This is a genomic window from Phyllobacterium sp. P30BS-XVII, assembly GCF_014138335.1.
GTDB classification, from domain to species: domain Bacteria; phylum Pseudomonadota; class Alphaproteobacteria; order Rhizobiales; family Rhizobiaceae; genus Phyllobacterium; species Phyllobacterium meliloti.
The window spans coordinates 14264-31588 of record NZ_JACGXO010000009.1; the positions used below are offsets into that span (position 1 = coordinate 14264).

The following is a 17325-nucleotide window of genomic DNA, read 5'->3' on the forward strand; positions in this document are numbered from 1 at the left end:
AGGACGCGCGTCATGACATAGCGGCGGTGGAGACGCAAGGGCACCTGCGTCTTTTACGTTGAAAATTAGTCCGGCATATCGCTGTTGGCGAATGGTGCATTATCCCGGCTGTGCGAGAGAATTTCCCGTTTGCCCACATGGTTGGACGGTCCGACCAGCCCTTCCTTTTCCATGCGTTCCACCAGCGATGCAGCTCTGTTATAGCCGATCTGCAAACGGCGCTGGATGTAGGAGGTCGAGCACTTCTTGTCCCGCATAACCACTTTAACCGCCTGGTCATAGAGTTCATTGCCATCTTCAGCCGCAACAGCGCCTTTATCGAAGACGGCTCCGCCGGTTTCGGCTTCAGGTTCTTCCTCTTCACTCTCATCGGCCGTAACCGTATCGAGATAGTCAGGACGGCCCTGTGCTTTCAGGTGCGCCACAACACGCTCGACTTCCTCGTCAGAGACGAAGGGTCCGTGTACACGGGAAATCCGCCCGCCACCTGCCATGTGCAGCATATCGCCCTGACCGAGCAGTTGTTCGGCGCCCTGTTCACCGAGAATGGTGCGGCTGTCGATCTTCGATGTCACCTGAAACGAGATGCGGGTCGGGAAGTTCGCCTTGATCGTACCGGTGATAACATCGACCGACGGGCGCTGTGTTGCCATGATCAGATGGATACCGGCAGCGCGTGCCATCTGTGCCAACCGCTGAATAGCGCCTTCAATGTCCTTGCCCGCCACCATCATCAGGTCGGCCATTTCGTCGACAATGACCACGATATAAGGCATCGGCGTCAGATCGAGAGCTTCCTGCTCATGAATGGCCTCGCCGGTTCCCTTGTCGAAGCCGGTCTGGACAGTACACATCACCGTCTCACCTTTTTCCTTGGCTTGCGCGGCACGGGCATTGAAGCCGTCAATGTTGCGCACGCCAAGTTTCGACATCTTCCGGTAGCGGTCCTCCATCTCCCGCACTGCCCATTTCAACGCCATAACGGCCTTTTTGGGGTCTGTTACGACAGGGGTCAGCAGGTGCGGAATGCCATCATAAATCGACAGTTCCAGCATTTTTGGATCGACCATGATCAAGCGGCATTCTTCCGGTGTCAGCCGGTAGAGCAGCGAGAGGATCATCGTGTTGATGGCGACAGACTTGCCCGAACCGGTTGTACCGGCCACCAGCAGATGAGGCATTTTCGCAAGCTCGGCAATCACAGGTTCACCGCCAATGGTCTTACCAAGGCAAAGCGCCAGCTTGAGTTTGGTGCTCGTGAAATCCGCTGATGCGATCATCTCGCGGAAATATACGGTTTCGCGGATCGCGTTCGGCAATTCGATACCAATGACATTGCGTCCTGGTACTACCGCAACACGAGCCGACAAGGCAGACATGGAACGGGCGATATCGTCAGCAAGGCCAATGACACGCGAAGACTTGATCCCGGGTGCGGGCTCGAATTCATAAAGTGTGACCACTGGGCCGGGGCGCACATGAATAATCTCGCCGCGTATGCCAAAATCCTCCAGCACACTCTCCAGAAGCCCGGCATTCTGTTCCAGCGCTTCCTGCGTTATGACCACTTCCGTACGTTCTGCCGGTTCCTGCAACAGGGACAGCGGCGGGCGTTCATAGGTTTCGCCATAGGACTGGACCGGTAGCGGTGTGAGACGTGCGGGAACGATAGCGGGCTGTTCCTGACGAACCGTTACCTGAAGGCGCGACGGCTTCTCTTCGACCGCTACTGCAAGCTGCGGAGCTGGTGCAGTTTCCACAACAGCCGCAACCACTGGTTCCGGTGCTACGATGATCGGTTCTACAATCACCGCTTTTTCAACAACGGGTTCTGGCTGATGCAATGGCACAGCAGGCTCAACAACCTTCGGCGCGACCGGAACAATGGGGGCGACAGGCAATGGCATGGGCGTTGCAGGCACCGCCATTGCGGCGTCTGGTTGATGCGACTGGCGCAGTTCGACCACGCGGAACAGGGCTGTGATGGCATCTGGCGCAATTTTGCGCACGGCCTGCGATGCGGACGCAGCGGGGATCGGGGCAACACCGCCGGAAAATTCCATCGATTCCCAGAATGCAAAATCCGAGAGATAGTCAAGTGGTCCGGATTTGTGCGGCACGGACTGCGCGCCAGCCACCTGCAGGCTGGGCCGGCTCTCGCGAACGATCGGAGCATGGGTCACTACGGGTGTGGCATAGCTTGCAGGAAATGCCGGCCCGCGAAGCAGGCTAGCCTCAATTGGGGCAGGGGCCTTCTCGACAGCGACATTTGGCGTGACGGTCTTCTTTTCAGGCGAGACATTCGCAGATGCACGCGCTGGCTCCATTGGCGTTTTTGGCGCGGCAATGGATTTGTCTGTCTTAACGGCAGGCATAGGTGCCGCCTTAACAGCAGGCAGCGTGTTTTCTGCTCCGTTGCGATGCTTGTTCAAGACTGCATCCGGTGTGCGCGTGAACCGTACATTGGCAGAGAGCGAGAACATCCGCTTGGAAATAGGTGCAGACGGGTCCGTATCAGGTTCAAGGGTAACGGCCGCCCGCATCGGGGCCCGCGTTACTGCACTTGGCGTGGCCAAAGCAGGCGCTTCAACGGAGCGTCTTGTCGATACCGGCTCGTAAGGTGAAGGCGCCGTAGCGCGCGCGCTGGGAGCAGCTTGGCGTTGAACCGGTGCCGGTGCTGGTTCCGGCACGTAGGGTTTTGCGGCCACAGGTGCTGGTACAGACGCAGGCGATTCGTTCACATCGCCATACTCGTCTACGTAATCATCTGACTTCATTGAGAAATTTGTTCTTGGAATACGCATGATACCTGCAAGCGAAGCGATTGGATGTTGCTCGTAAACTTGCCTTATCGAATAGAAAATGAAGGTTAATAAGTTGCTACTGATGGCTGCAAACACTCTCCCTCTTGCCACATCTTGACAGCGGATTTCTTCAACTCGCTCGACACAGGCTGATTGTTGGAACCATCACTTCAACAAGCCTGCACAATTTCTGCACGAAACTGCTGAAATTCTCCTCCGCCGCAACACAGGCCGTCCTTTGTTCGCAAGCACAAAGTCCGCATGCAAACGCCCTCAGAACCCATTCATCACATCAAATACTCTTTGCCTTCCCGGCTTCTCTCCGATGGGTGGTGGCTTGTCGATCCGCCAACACCACTCACTGGCGCTACAATCCTCCCGTTCAGAGCCCCATCCAATCCGCCGGTTAACCACAGCGATGCCAAGGGTCACAAAACATGATCACATCCAGAACACTCCAACCGAGTTTTCCAACGCGAATGGGACTTGCCCTTTTCCTGACCGCCGCGGCTGATTTTCTGCTTTTTGACCAATATGTCGGGGTGTCGCTGCTGATTCTGGCCGTGCTGCTTGCAACTGCAATCATTATCGCCAACCCAGCGCCAGCAAAGGGCGGGGCGTTGGCAATCAAACTTGCGCTGCTGATCATCGGGCTTGCTCCCCTCCTGGAGGACATCACCGGGCTTTCTATTTCCATCGCCATAATCTCACTCGGCCTTTTTGCACTGGCCACGGCAAAACGCTTGCGTACAGGCGTGGCTTCTATCGCCCGGCAGGTGGCAATATTTCTGCTTGTTGCACCTATCAGGTTCATCAGGGATTTCATTCGCTGGCGAACTGTCATCCGGCGTGTTGGCAAGCGTGCAATCCGCTTTGCCAGTATTGCCGTCTGGTTGATGCCGCTCATTCTGGCAGGGGTTTTCATTACCTTGTTTGGCATTGCCAACCCGGTGATCGAGCACTGGCTATCCCTCATTGATTTCTGGGCAATCTTTGACATCATCGGCATATGGCGCAGCCTGTTCTGGCTGCTGTTCATTGCCGGAGGCTGGGCATTCCTGCGCCCACGCCTACAGATCCGGCGCACGCGAAATGAGCGCAAATCGCTGGTCAATCCCTTGGCGTCCGTACCATCGATGAAGATGGATGGCACGAATATCGAGGACATTGTCTTTGGCAAGGGAGCAATTCTGCGCGCGCTCCTGCTCTTCAACGCATTGTTTGCAATTCAGACAGCGCTCGATGCCACCTATCTGTGGGGCGGCGCTGCTTTGCCCGATGGTGTGACCTATGCCAGCTATGCCCATAGCGGTGCATATCCGCTGATTGCAACGGCATTGCTCGCTGCCGGATTTGTCCTTGTGGCCATGCGACCGGGCAGTGCGACATCGGCGGACCGCCGCATCCGTGCGCTGGTCTATCTGTGGACAGCCCAGAATGTTGTACTTGTCATCTCATCTATCCTGCGTCTTGATCTTTATGTCAGCATCTACTCGCTAACCTATTGGCGTATGGCCGCATTCATCTGGATGCTTCTGGTGGCCGCCGGGCTTGTGTTGATCATGGTTCGCATTGCACTTGGAAAATCGAATGAATGGCTGTTTGCCGCCAATCTTCTGACGCTTTCTGCGACACTTTATGTGTGCTGCTTTATCAATTTCGCGGCTTTAATTGCCGGGTATAACGTAAAACACAGTCGGGCGATGAATGGAGGAGAGTTCAATGTCGATATCACCTACCTCACATTGCTCGGCCCGGACACTATTCCGGCTATGGATAGCATGATCGCGGCAATACCTCCTGCAGAAGTGCAAACGGCGCGTGTGCTGGAAGAGGAACGGCAGGGGCTCGTCAGACAACAACGCCGGTATTTCGAGAACTGGCGTGCCTGGACCTTTCGCGGATGGCGTCTTTCCCGCTATCTAGAGGCGAATCCCACGTCACCCTCACGACCGGATTTCGTGCCGGGTGAACACTGAAAGACGAACCTATGGCGCAACGCATTCTTGTGGCAGATGACGACCCGCATATTCGCGAAGTGATCTGCTTTGCGTTGGAAAAAGCCGGTATGATAACGGATGTCGCGGCAGATGGTATTGCCGCGCTGCGCATGGCCCAGCAGAAGGCTCCTGATCTTCTGGTGCTGGATATTGGTATGCCGGAGATGGACGGGCTCGACGTCTGCCGTGAGCTACGCAAGACATCGAATGTCCCGATCCTGTTTCTCTCGGCCCGTGATGAAGAGATTGATCGCATACTCGGGCTGGAGATGGGCGGCGATGACTATGTGACAAAGCCGTTCAGCCCGCGTGAACTGGTTGCGCGGGTCAATGTCATTCTGCGACGGGCCCGCCCAGCTGCCACCGAAATCGGACCGGACCCAAAACCCTTGATCCATGGTCTTCTGACACTTGATCCTGCCCGGCATTCCGTAAACTTTTCCGGGCATGACCTTGATTTCACCTCGATCGAATTCGCCATGATCAAAAGCTTGCTGAATAAACCGGCCCATGTGTTAAGCCGCGACCAGATCATGGGTGCCAGTCGCGCGGTCAATATTCATGTTTCCGATCGAACGGTGGACAGCCATATCCGCAATATTCGTGCCAAATTTGCCGCTGCAGGCTGCGCGGACGCCATTGAAACGGTTCACGGAGTTGGCTTCCGGCTTGGCCGGTGCGGCCTATGAGTGAGAAATGGCGACCACGACTTGGACTGGTGGTACTCGTCATCCTGATGACAGTCATGGTCCTGCCCTTTGTCGGCCTGTTCTTTTTTCGCCTCTATGAAAACCAGCTCATCCGGCAAACGGAGGCTGAGCTTATCGCGCAGGGAGCCGCTATCGCAGCAATCTATGCCCGTGAAGTACGCGATGCTGATATTCCCCGTGAAAAGCTTGGCGCAATGCCTGCTCCTGCGGCTGGAAGCAGCGTGGACGAACGCTACCACCCCATCGAGCCACGCCTCGACCTTGCTATTGATCCCGTTCTGCCGCGCAGACCGGATTCTGTTCCAGCTGCGGTTGATCCCGTCTTCGTTGCAATCGGCGCGCGCCTTACGGGAATTCTGACCGATACCCAGACAATCACACTTGCCGGTTTCCGGCTGCTTGATCCTTCCGGAGTCGTCATTGCCGGAAGCGGCGAAACCGGCAAGTCACTCGCGGGTATTGAGGAGGTGCGTACAGCACTGACCGGCACCTATGCCAGTGCATTGCGCACGCGTGTTCTGGATTCGCCGGTTCCGCCAATCTACTCGGTCAGCCGGGGCACGCGCGTGCGCGTCTTTGCAGCAATCCCCGTCATTGTTGGGGATCGCGTTGCGGGCGTTGTTTACGCGTCCAGAACTCCCAATAACATTGTCAAACACCTCTACAGCGAACGCGGCAAGGTGATACTGGCCGCTCTTACCATATTGGGCGTCACGCTGAGTATCGCCTTTGTCTTTATCCGAACCATCAGCCGGCCAATCTACGAGTTGATCGACCGGACAGCGCGAATTTCCGCCGGTGACAGAAATGCTATTGGACCACTGCACCATCATGGCACGCGTGAAATGGCCGAGCTTTCAAATGCATTTCTTGATATGGCGCACAAGCTGCAGGCCCGGTCAGACACAATACGAACATTTGCCACCCATGTTTCGCATGAACTCAAATCGCCTCTGACTGCAATCCAAGGTGCAGCTGAACTGCTTCGTGATGCCGGAGATGAGATGGGACAGGAAAAGCGGGTCCGGTTTTACAGCAATATCATTGCCGATACGGACAGGTTGAACCGTCTGGTCCGCCGATTGATCGAACTCGCCCGGGCCGAGAGCATGCATTTAACCGGCGAAACAACCTCGCTTGGTGAAGTGGTTGAAATGCTTGTTCCGGACAGGCGAATACCAGTTGAGATTGATGCTGGCGCAGACATCCGCTTTCGCATGTCTGCCGAGAACGCGGCTATCATCCTTTCCAATCTGGCCGATAATTCCGCGCGCCATGGCGCCACGCGCTTTACGCTCAATGCAGTGGCGGGGCCAGAGGTTGTAACCCTTACGGCGAGTGATGATGGCAAGGGGATTTCACCCGGCAACAAGGGCCGTATCTTCGAACCTTTCTTTACCACACGGCGCGAAAGCGGTGGTACCGGTCTCGGACTTGGTATTGCCGCAGCATTGGTCAGGGGTCATGACGGCACGATCGAGCTGCAGGGCACCACCGCGGGGGCCTGTTTTGCAATCAGGCTCCCCGCAGCATAGTGGTTCTGCCCAAAAGGCTCTAGGCGACCTCTTCAGCAATAAGTTTTCCAAGCCGGGAAATACCCGTTTCAATTGCTTCCTTATTGGGCAGGGAGAAATTGAGCCGGATGGTGTTCTTACCCGTGCCATCGGCAAAGAATGCAAAGCCGGGAACAAACGCCACCCGTACTTTCTGCAACGCCTTGGCGAGGAGGGCTGCACCGTCCATACCTTCAGGCAAAGTTACCCAGACGAACATGCCGCCCTCAGGCTTTGTCCATGTCACACCTTCAGGCATGAAGCGGGCAAGGGCATCCAGCATATAATCCCGGCGTTTGCGGTAACTGTCGCGAACCTTCTCCACCTGTTTGTCGAATGACCGCTCAGCCACATGATGGATCGCCATCTGATTGATGGTCGGACTGTGAAGATCAGCGGCCTGTTTGATCAGGACCAGCTTGGCAACCACCGGCTTTGCGGCGCATATCCAGCCAACACGCAAACCGGGTGTAAGTGTCTTGGAGAAACTGCCGGAATAGATGACCCGAGTGCTGTCAATATTTCCTTCCCGTTCGCAGTCAAGAGCAAGCATTGAAGGGACAGGTTCGCCGTCAAAGCGCAATGCCTGATAGGCAGCATCCTCAATCAGCGGTATGTCGAGTTCGTGCGCCAGTTCAATCAATCGGATGCGGCCATCACGGCTGACCGTTTCGCCTGTCGGGTTGCAGAAATCAGCTGTGAGATAGGCGAGCCTGATATCACCGCCAGCAGCCTTTGCACCGTCGCGATAGGCAGCGGGCGTCATGTTTCCCTGCTCAGGGTGGAGACGGTCATAGCGCGGCTCGTAAGCGTTGAACGCCTGCAGCGCGCCGAGATAGGTGGGCCATGTCGTCAGAACAGTGTCACCGGGCGATATGAACAGCTTGCCGAGATAATCGAGAGCCTGCTGCGAGCCTGTCGTGATGACAATATTGTCGATGCTGCAGGGCACACCGATTGACGCCATATGCGTGACCAGCCATTCGCGCAGCGGGCGATAGCCTTCACTCACCGAGTACTGCAGAGCAATGTCCGCATTCTTGCTGATGATCGCGTCGTAGGCTTCTTTGATCGCTTCCTTGGGGAAGAGGGCAGGGTCCGGAATACCGCCAGCAAAGGATATGATATCGGGCTGATCAAGCAGCTTCAGCAGTTCACGTATCTCGGACGCACGCATGTTTTTTGTACGCGTAGCGTAGAGAGCATCCCAATCGCCCATGTCTTCCTCCCGGCTGTTGTTAAGCCATAGCAACGCAAAACACCCGATATGTCAACAATACTGACATATCGGGTGTTGCTATTTTCAGATGGGTTGATTGCGCCGTCAGATGAACAAACGGAAAATTACATGGGTGGAACCACACCTTTGGTGCCGACCACAACACGGCTTGTGGAAATGGCGCCATCCGCCGCTTTCTCGCCGGGTACAAACACAACAGCGCCGGGGGTCAGATCCGCCGTTGTTGCGGGGGCGAAGGTAACGATTGGCGTGCCATCGGCAATGGAGATTTTCTTATCCTTGCCCTGATATTTGACCGTAACCGTGCGCCCATCAACCGATTTCACGGCGTCAGCCACCGTGGCGTTTGTCATCGAGCTGTTCGGCTTCAGATCCCACGAATAGCTTCCTTCGCCTGTGCCTTTCATGGCCGCAGGGAAGATCAGAACTTCGAGCGCACCATCGCCGCCATCGGCTTTGGGAAGCGACGCAATACCGACGAAGTCGCCGGGCTTGATATCATCAACTGATGCCTTGACGACGCCCGCCACCTGCCAGCCGGATTTAAGCGCGACTCTGGTCGTCGCACCTTCTCTGGTCTTCACGGTCAGTGTTGTCGCATCAATGCTGCTGACCGTTCCGCGCACTCTCACACGTTGATCAGCGGATGTTTGCGCCTGCGCCGGCAGTGTCGCCATCGCGGCACCAAGCGCCAATAGCATCGCTACGGATATCCGATCCAAACCATACTTCAAGTGCATGTTCCTGCTCCTTTGTTGATCCGACGACCAGTGAAATCAATGAGTGAGACACGGCATACCGTCGCGTGCCAACCTCTGTGCTGGAACGCTTTACCGGGGAAAGAATAGTGCTTGAAACTCCACCGTATCGTCAAAACGTCCGCTGGCTGTCGGGCCTTATGACTATCGGATAGGCCAGAGACGCACCAATCAAGTTCAAGTGAGGCGAGAGTGACCTGGCGTCATTCAGCCGGAGCCTTGGCTACGCCCTTCGTATGGCCGCTGATGTCTGATCCTGCTGACCGCGAAAAGCGTAGATTCCAGATTGTCGCCGTCAATGAGATCGCTGTCACAACGAGGAAAGCCGCGGAGAAATCACCAAGTTCGGGCGTTGCGTGGCTTCTGACCAGCATCGACCCGGATAGCGCCAAAGCACCGACACAGATGCCAAGCGACAGCATGAGCTGCTGGAACGTTGTGTAGAAACTGGTCGCCGAACTCATGCGTTCGCGTCCGATTTCGTCATAGGCGACGGTGTTATAGGCTGTGAACTGGAACGACATGAAAAATCCGCAGCACATCAATATGCCGAAGATCAGGGGCAGGGGCCAATCCGGACGGAACGCGGCACAAAGCGCATAGCCGAATGTCGCGACCAGACCATTGACGATGAGGCCCGAGCGAAACCCAACCCGCCTGAGAATCTTCGGCGCAACTACCTTCATCAACATTGAGCCCACCGCTGTTGCCACAACAATACCGCCAGCGCGCGCTGCAGAAAGGCCAAAGCCCAATTGCAGCATGAGTGGCAGCAGGAATGGCTGTGCGCCCTGGGTTATGCGCGTGAGCGAACCTGCAATCACTGATGTATTGAAACTGCTGATACGCATAAGCGAGAAGTCGAGAATGGGGGAGGGATGGCGCTTGGCATGTGCCAGATAACCAACGCCAAATACAACACCGATGACAACAAGCAGCGCGGCCTGTTCACTTTCACCGGGGCGACTGGCCATTTCGAAGCCGAAAAGGAACGATCCAAGTGAAATACCCGACAGCAGGAAGCCGAGGAAATCGAAGCGGCCACCGGATTCGCCTTTCACATTAGCAATGAAACGCGAAACGAGGATAAATCCAATGCAGCCGATTGGCACGTTGATATAGAAAATCCAGCGCCAGTCGAAATAAGTGACGATCAATCCGCCAACCGGCGGCCCGAGAATTGGACCGACGAGCGCGGGTATCAGCAACCAGGATGTCGCCGAGACAAAATCCTTGCGTGCGACGCTGCGCAGAAGCACGAGACGGCCAACTGGCAACATCATGGCACCGCCAAGTCCCTGAACAATGCGCGCACCAACGAGAAAACGCAAATCCGGTGCCTGCGCACAAAGAATCGAACCGAAGACAAAAACGGCTATGGCGGCGCTGAAAACTGTCCGTGATCCGAACCGGTCGGCGATCTTGCCACTCGCCGGAATAAAGATGGCAAGACTAAGCAGATATGAGGTTAGAGCGAGGCTCATCGATTGCGGCTGCACGCCGAAATCGCGGGCCATGGTCGGCAATGCCGTTGCAAGCACCGTTGCATCGAGCTGTTCCATAAACATGGCACTGGCGATAATGAGCGCGATGATGCGGAAATTCGGACCTGTCTTCTGGATTTCAGGCGCTGGGGTCGTAATCGGCAGAGCCTGCGGGCTCTGGCAAGTTTGGTCCGACATGGTCGGGGTCGCTCTCAATAGCGCGTACATATCAGAAAGAGAATGTCGCGGATTTGCAAACGGCAGTCAGCCGTGGGGAAACGACCACCGATATAAACCTGAGATTATACGATATCCATATACAATCTCGTGATTCATTGTACCTGATACAAAATAATTGCCGTGAAGGCCGATGTTACCCTTTGCCAATCCGCTTGGTCATATTGAAACCGGTGAGACGAAATCCGGTGGATTCATAAACATGTTTGGCCCGTTCGTTATCTGCGGCCACGCGCAGACGCAGGTGTTGAATACCCATCTCGTCCAATACGTCCTGAAGCGCGTTCAGGGTAGCCTTGCCATAACCTTTGTTCTGAAAATGGGGAAAGATATAAATATCATTGATGAAGGCCGAGCTTGATACGGGGTCAGCGCGAAACCAGAGATAACCGACAACCTGTTCATCGCCATCTTGAACATCAAGAATACAGACCAGCGTCTGGCCTTCTGTTTCCGGGCCATTTGGCAAGTCTTCTGCAATCTCGCGCTTGGCTTGAGCAATTGCCTCATCGCTCGAAAGACCATAATTCGACGAAATCTCGGCCGCATAGTCAGGGATAAAATAGCCAAGATAGTAAGCTTCAAACTCAGTTTTGAGCATTGGTCTGAATCTGATCATGATTGCTATCACCTATATATCGCGGCCTTCGATTGGCTGCCGCTATGGCTATGCGTGTTATCGCCAAACAAAGGGAATATCCAGTGCAACGCATCGCTTTCATTGCGCAAAGAGTATGCATCCCCCTGAAAACAAAGAGGGTTTAGTATCTGTTGCAGTTGAAAATAGAATGTGCCCCGGCTACACACAAAGATCGCATAAGATAGCTTATGGAACTGCGTGTGATGTCAGCGGATGGCAGTTTATCGCTGCGATGTAACCATCAAACAATTGACATCTGCACGTTCAAGGAGTTGAACTGCGTTGCGCAAGCCGCAATTATCAATAGCCCCTTGCCGCCGCCAGATTTTGATCCCACAGAATATATTGCTCGCCCGATGGTCTTCATCGACCCGTCGACAACTGTCCCAGCGAGTGGAAAGCCAGAACAGATAAAATGTCTCAATCAGTTGAACGTTCAAAGCGTCCGTTGATTATTGCCTCCATCGTGCTGGCAACTTTCATGGTCGCCATCGAAGCCACGATTGTTGCCACAGCCATGCCAAGGATTGTCGGACAGCTTGGCGGCTTTACCTATTACAGCTGGGTTTTCTCGGCGTTCCTTTTGGCGCAATCGACGACAACCGTCATCTACGGCAAACTGTCTGATATTTTTGGCCGCAAACCAATTCTGATCGGCGGTATTGTCATTTTCCTCATCGGCTCTGCGCTGGCAGGTTTCGCCTGGTCCATGACGTCACTGATCGCATTCCGATTGTTGCAGGGTCTTGGCGCGGGAGCGATCCAGCCGGTGACAATGACCATTGTCGGTGATCTCTATAGGCTTGAGGAACGGGCCAAGGTCCAAGGCGTGCTTGCCAGTGTCTGGGCCATCTCCGCCGTGACCGGCCCGCTCGCTGGCGGTCTGATTGTCGATCATGTTTCCTGGGCATGGATTTTCTGGATCAACCTGCCTATCGGCCTGTTTACCATTATCGGCTTTACCCTTTTCCTGCATGAGAAAATCGAACCGCGCAAAGCCAGGATCGACTATCTGGGCACGATCCTGTTTACAATTTCCATTGTCTCGCTTCTGATCATCCTGACCGAAACAGATGCTGATCTGTGGATACTTGCATCCCTCGGTGCCCTGTTTATCGCCTCTGGCGTCCTCTTCTTCATGCAGGAACGCCGGGCACCGGAACCGATCATTTCCATTGCGCTTTGGAGCCGCAGGCTTATTGCAACCAGCAATGTCGCAACGCTTCTGGCCGGTATGGCGCTGATCGGTCTGACGACCATTCTGCCAATTTATGTGCAAGGTGTGCTCGGTCGCTCGCCTCTCGTCGCCGGGTTTACGCTGACCATGCTGATCGTTGGTTGGCCTCTGGCGGTCATGCTGTCTATCCGCCTTTTCCGCGCATTTGGAATCCGCACAACCTTGCGCGCGGGCAGCTTCATGTTCCCGATCGGGGCGTCCTTTCTTCTGTTTCTGACACCGGAAAGCAGCCCTGTTTATGCGGGCTTCGGCGCATTCCTCATGGGGTTCGGCATGGGTCTCGTCAGCGTGACCAGCGTTGTGCTCGTGCAAGAGAGCGTCGAATGGTCCATGCGCGGCAGTGCTACGGCTTCCATCATTTTTGCCCGTAGTCTCGGCAATACGCTGGGGGCTACCACGCTCGGCGCCATATTGAACATCGGCATCGCTCACTTTGGCAGCGGCGATCTTGCTGACCGGTTGCATCAGATAATCAATCAACCGACGGGCCTTTCAAGCCTATCGACCGATCCTGCAATCCGCTTTGTGTTTCACTCCGCTCTGCATTGGAGTTTTTGGGGCGTGTTCATCGTCGCATTGCTCACCTGCATAACGACGTGGCTCATCCCGGTATCGCGCGAGGCCGGAGGCAAACCACCAACTCAGACGGAAATGCAGGAAGCGATGACGTCCTGACGGCACACGGATTGCCCGTTTATTCGGGCAATCCAGCTTTGCGCAAGGCATTGAGATAGCGTTCGAGATGTTCGGGCGTTTTCCAGGGAACGCCGATGCGCGTTGTCGTAATGCTGGTTTCGGGAGCAACGCTTAACAGGCCATCCAAAGCAGCACGCGTTGCATTGGCATCCCCCATCTCTCCCAGTGCCGCCAGAAGAACCCGGTGGCCGGTCGGGAAGTTATAATTCATGTGTAGGGCTTTGCGCGCCCACTCCGCCGCGGCGTCATAATGTCCGTCGGCGAATTCTGCCATGCCGAAAAACGCAAAGGTCCAGTAGTTGGCCGGGTCCCGCGGGCTCAGCCTAATGGCCATTTTCAGGGTTTCCCGCGCGCTCTCAATTTCTCCGGCAAGCGCATAATAACCGCCGCCCCACATCCGCGCGAATGCCAGATTGGGATTGAGATCAATGGCTGTTTCCAGACAGCGGCGTGCATCGTCGAAACGGCGCATGAAGAGCGCTACTGAACCAAGTATGGTGTGGGCCTCGGCATCCCGGTCATCCAGTTCGACGGCCAGCCTTGCCATGTCCTGCGCTTCGGCCATGGCTGCCTGCGGGTTGGGGCTCCAAGCATAAAGCACATCGACAATCTTGCACATGGCGTAGACGACCCGTGCCCTTGCCTGGTTCGGATCAATGGCAATTGCCTTCAGCACAAAGTCCTTGGCAGCGGCGCTGTCTTCCTTTGTCCAGCGCCAGGCGTGCCAGTCGGCCCGCATCATATAATCCCAGGCATTCAGGTTTGCCGGGTCTTTACGCCGCGCACGCTTCATCTCCGCGCCGATGAGTTCCGGTGTAACAACACCCACAATGCTTGCAGTGATATCGTCCTGAACCGCAAAGACATCGTCCATCTGCCGGTCAAATTGCTCGGCCCAGATATGATTGCCGGTTGCCGCATCGATCAGCTGCGCGGTGATGCGTACACGAGAGCCACTGCGCCGGACACTACCCTCCAGCACGTAGCGCACACCGAGTTCCCCGGCGACCTGCTTTATGTCGACGGCCCCGCCCCTATATGTGAACGAAGAATTGCGGGCGATGACGAAGAAGGCCTGATTGCGTGCCAGACCGGTGATAATGTCTTCGGCAATTCCGTCGGCGAAATATTCCTGATCCTTATCCGCGCTCATATCCTGAAACGGCAGCACCGCGATGGCCGGTTTGGCAACATCTTCCACCGGTGGTGCGTTGGAGGCGGCCCGCTTAACACCAGCCATGATCTCAAGCACAACCCGGTAAACGCGGATGCGCTTCTTGATGTTCTTGACCTGCCGTTCGCCGAGGTCTTCAAAGGTAAAGGCCACTTTGCCAGCAACCTGCTCGAACACATTGGCAGTGATCGATATTCCGCCCGGTTCGGCCAAGGCTTCCATTCGAGCGGCGATGTTGACGCCGTCGCCAAAGATATCGTCACCATCAATGACAATATCGCCTATGTTGATGCCCGCCCGGTATTGAATGCGCTGATCTTTTGGAGCACTCACTTCAGCCTCCGCCACCCCGCGCTGAATGAGAACAGCACTCTCGACTGCATCAACGACACTGCCAAATTCAACCAGCAGTCCGTCCCCCGTCGTCTTGACGATACGGCCATTGTGTTCGCGCAAAACAGGATCAATCAATTGCTGGCGATGCAGGCGTAGCCGGGCAATTGTGGCCGCCTCATCCGTCTCCATATGACTGGAATAGCTGACCATATCGATTGCCAGAATAGCAACGAGTTTGCGTGCAACGCGGTCGGTGGCCAACATTATTCCCCGTTTGAATGGCTCTGCACCTGACTTTACGAGTCTATCGGGCTCAAGTCCATTTGAAACCGCTTTCAGTCGTCAGATGCGCGCCATTCGATGCACATCACTTTGCCTTGGCAAGACGCTTCAGCGCACCGCGCCCCATAAAGCCCGCAGTGAAATATGTAATGATAAATGCAAGCACGAGACTACCAGCCAGAATAATCGCCACAAAAGAAGCATCGATCCTCCCCAGCCCAACCCCACTGGTCACAGTGTCAAGATTGAGGGAACCGGTCGCGATGTAACTCATAAGCAGCAATGTTGCGACGTTTATGACAATAGTGATGATTGCCGCGCCGAGTGAAAACCGTAATTTTTCGCCTGATGTCATCACACGGCCTGTTGTTCTTGTGAACAGATCAAAAGCCGGGGCAAGCGCAACCACGAGAGTGATGATTCCCATAGAGCTGGGTATGTCGAACTTCAGCACCGTAGTGACCACCTGAACGAAGATGACGCATAATACAAATGCGATTATGAACCGAACAAAGATCGGGGCAAGACTGGTCTGAACGGGAGAAGAACTCATTTAGCGTGTCTCACATTTGGAGCGGGATAATCGGATCAGGAGCCGAGATTGGCTTTATTTAACCGCCCTTTGTCAAGCGGGCTGTTTTTGCGGCAGTTTCGCAGGCGGGCGCGAATTGCGTGCGGTCGTTCCGATAGAGACATATCAGAAAATAGTCCTTGCCTCCGGCAATCGTTGCAATGATGCGCCTTGTCCTCATTGTTTTCGAAGTACCAAAAACCATTGCCTCGTCAAAGGTCATGTCAACGGCAAGTCGACCAAACATTTGCGTTGGTTTCCTGGAAACAAAATGGGTCTTTCTGTCGGTCAGATCAGACACATATTGCGCGGCATAGGCCTCCATCGTCTGTTCGGTGACAGTTTTGACGGCGCGGATATTCATGGAATACATCTCAATCAGAACGTCGCCATTTTCCGGCGTCGAAGCCGTTACGCCCATGGGATCGCCGGTTCCGTCAGCGAACATGGTGCTTATTCCGAAATTTCCCGGATACTTGTAACTATAGGAGCCATCGCGCGCGTGAAACTCCTTGAGGTTTTCGGCCGATGCGCCTGAAGCGGTCATCATGATGATCAGTCCGGAACAGCCCAAAGCCCGCAAAAATGTCAAACCCGGCATAGAATCCCCCTCAATCTGCGCCTGATATCTATTTCAGCTGTGTTCCGAATTTATGTCAAACCACAATACTGATGTATCAATCAGATCGCCGCAATCGCATCATTTCGTCGAATGCTTGAGTAATCGGGAAAACCTGTTTCCAGCTTGGGATGGCCGCGAACGGCGTCCATCCCTTATGCGCTATCGCTCAGGGCGCCATCAGCCCAGAGTTGAATTGAAAGCACCGCCGTCAAGCAGCAGGTTCTGGCCAACGATGAAGCCTGAATATTGACTGCACAGGAAAGCTGCAGCCGCGCCAAACTCTTCCTTCGTGCCGAAGCGGCCCGTGGGATTGGCGGCATGCGCTTCGGCGCGGGCCTGTTCAATGGAAATGCCCCTGGTTTCCGATGTCTTTTCCAAAAACCCCTTGATCCGGTCGGTCTCGTGCGAACCGGGCAACAGATTGTTGATGATCACGCCATGACGGGCGACCTGCCGGGCGGTTCCGGCCACAAAACCGGTCAGCCCGCTGCGTGCCGCATTGGACAGGCCAAGCTGCGCAATGGGCGCTTTCACTGAACCGGAGGTGATATTAACGACGCGGCCCCATTTGCGCTCGATCATGCCGGGAAGGATGGCGTTCATCAGATAGATTGGCGTCAGCATATTGGCATTGACTGCCTTCAGCCATTCTCCCTCATGCCAGTCAGACCAGAGGCCAGCTGGCGGACCACCCGCATTGTTGACCAGAATATCGGGCTGCGGTTCAGCAGCCAGTAGTTCCTTGCGGCCCTCTTCCGTTGTCACATCAGCAGCAACGATCTGAACCTTGACGCCATAGGTCTCGGCAATCTCTTTCGCCGTCTGGCGCAGCACCGCTTCCGTGCGTGCATTGAGCGTCAGATCAACGCCTGCTTCTGCCAGTTTTTCCGCAACGCCGCGCCCGAGGCCCTTTGAACTCGCACAGATAATTGCCCGCTTGCCTCTGATTCCCAAATCCATTTTGTCCTCACCTGTCCTTCG

The 17325-nt window shown here is 55.2% G+C and carries 13 protein-coding genes; 4 read left to right on the top strand and 9 right to left on the bottom strand.

Annotated elements, in window-relative coordinates:
• Nucleotides 1–65: 65 nt before the first annotated feature.
• Nucleotides 66–2777 carry a DNA translocase FtsK gene (locus tag FHW17_RS21190; protein ID WP_246706971.1) on the bottom strand — a complete coding sequence of 904 codons (2712 nt, stop codon included), beginning with the start codon at nt 2775–2777 and terminating at the stop codon, nt 66–68.
• 464 nt (nt 2778–3241) lie between these two features.
• Between FHW17_RS21190 and FHW17_RS21195 the strand changes: the two genes are divergently transcribed.
• From FHW17_RS21195 to FHW17_RS21205, 3 genes are read left to right on the top strand one after another with little or no spacing between them, the layout of a single operon-like run.
• A complete protein-coding gene (locus FHW17_RS21195; protein WP_182510769.1) occupies nt 3242–4783 on the top strand; it encodes a DUF4173 domain-containing protein in 1542 nt (513 codons plus the stop codon).
• A gap of 11 nt (nt 4784–4794) precedes the next feature.
• Entirely contained in the window at nt 4795–5493 is a 699-nt protein-coding gene (locus tag FHW17_RS21200) for a response regulator transcription factor (protein ID WP_182510770.1), read from the top strand.
• A complete protein-coding gene (locus FHW17_RS21205; RefSeq protein ID WP_246706973.1) occupies nt 5490–7049 on the top strand; it encodes a HAMP domain-containing sensor histidine kinase in 1560 nt (519 codons plus the stop codon). Before FHW17_RS21200 ends, FHW17_RS21205 begins: the two co-directional genes overlap by 4 nt.
• 19 nt (nt 7050–7068) lie before the next feature.
• Here FHW17_RS21205 and FHW17_RS21210 read toward each other — a convergent pair whose 3' ends face one another.
• The 4 genes from FHW17_RS21210 to FHW17_RS21225 all read right to left on the bottom strand — a co-directional run bounded on the left by FHW17_RS21210 (nt 7069) and on the right by FHW17_RS21225 (nt 11405).
• Entirely contained in the window at nt 7069–8286 is a 1218-nt protein-coding gene (locus FHW17_RS21210) for a PLP-dependent aminotransferase family protein (RefSeq protein ID WP_182510771.1), read from the bottom strand.
• A 125-nt stretch (nt 8287–8411) separates the two neighbouring features.
• Nucleotides 8412–8984: a hypothetical protein gene (locus FHW17_RS21215; protein WP_246706975.1), complete on the bottom strand. Its 573-nt coding sequence runs from the start codon at nt 8982–8984 to the stop codon at nt 8412–8414.
• A gap of 284 nt (nt 8985–9268) precedes the next feature.
• On the bottom strand, nt 9269–10747 hold the full coding sequence (locus FHW17_RS21220; RefSeq protein ID WP_112525620.1) for an MFS transporter: 1479 nt from the start codon (nt 10745–10747) through the stop codon (nt 9269–9271).
• Between the two features lie 175 nt (nt 10748–10922).
• Nucleotides 10923–11405: a GNAT family N-acetyltransferase gene (locus FHW17_RS21225; protein ID WP_182510772.1), complete on the bottom strand. Its 483-nt coding sequence runs from the start codon at nt 11403–11405 to the stop codon at nt 10923–10925.
• Between the two features lie 436 nt (nt 11406–11841).
• On the opposite strand from FHW17_RS21225, the gene FHW17_RS21230 reads away from it, so the two are divergent.
• On the top strand, nt 11842–13338 hold the full coding sequence (locus FHW17_RS21230; RefSeq protein ID WP_113096779.1) for an MDR family MFS transporter: 1497 nt from the start codon (nt 11842–11844) through the stop codon (nt 13336–13338).
• 19 nt (nt 13339–13357) lie between these two features.
• On the opposite strand, the gene FHW17_RS21235 is transcribed toward FHW17_RS21230, so the two are convergent.
• The 4 genes from FHW17_RS21235 to FHW17_RS21250 all read right to left on the bottom strand — a co-directional run bounded on the left by FHW17_RS21235 (nt 13358) and on the right by FHW17_RS21250 (nt 17304).
• Nucleotides 13358–15133, bottom strand: a complete 1776-nt coding sequence (locus FHW17_RS21235; protein WP_182510773.1) for an adenylate/guanylate cyclase domain-containing protein — start codon at nt 15131–15133, stop codon at nt 13358–13360.
• A 103-nt stretch (nt 15134–15236) separates the two neighbouring features.
• On the bottom strand, nt 15237–15704 hold the full coding sequence (locus tag FHW17_RS21240; protein WP_182510774.1) for an ABZJ_00895 family protein: 468 nt from the start codon (nt 15702–15704) through the stop codon (nt 15237–15239).
• A gap of 58 nt (nt 15705–15762) precedes the next feature.
• Nucleotides 15763–16323, bottom strand: a complete 561-nt coding sequence (locus FHW17_RS21245; RefSeq protein WP_182510775.1) for a hypothetical protein — start codon at nt 16321–16323, stop codon at nt 15763–15765.
• Nucleotides 16324–16521: 198 nt separating this feature from the next.
• Complete coding sequence (locus FHW17_RS21250) at nt 16522–17304, bottom strand: SDR family oxidoreductase (RefSeq protein ID WP_182510776.1); 783 nt, start codon at nt 17302–17304, stop codon at nt 16522–16524.
• Between the last annotated feature and the right edge of the window lie 21 nt (nt 17305–17325).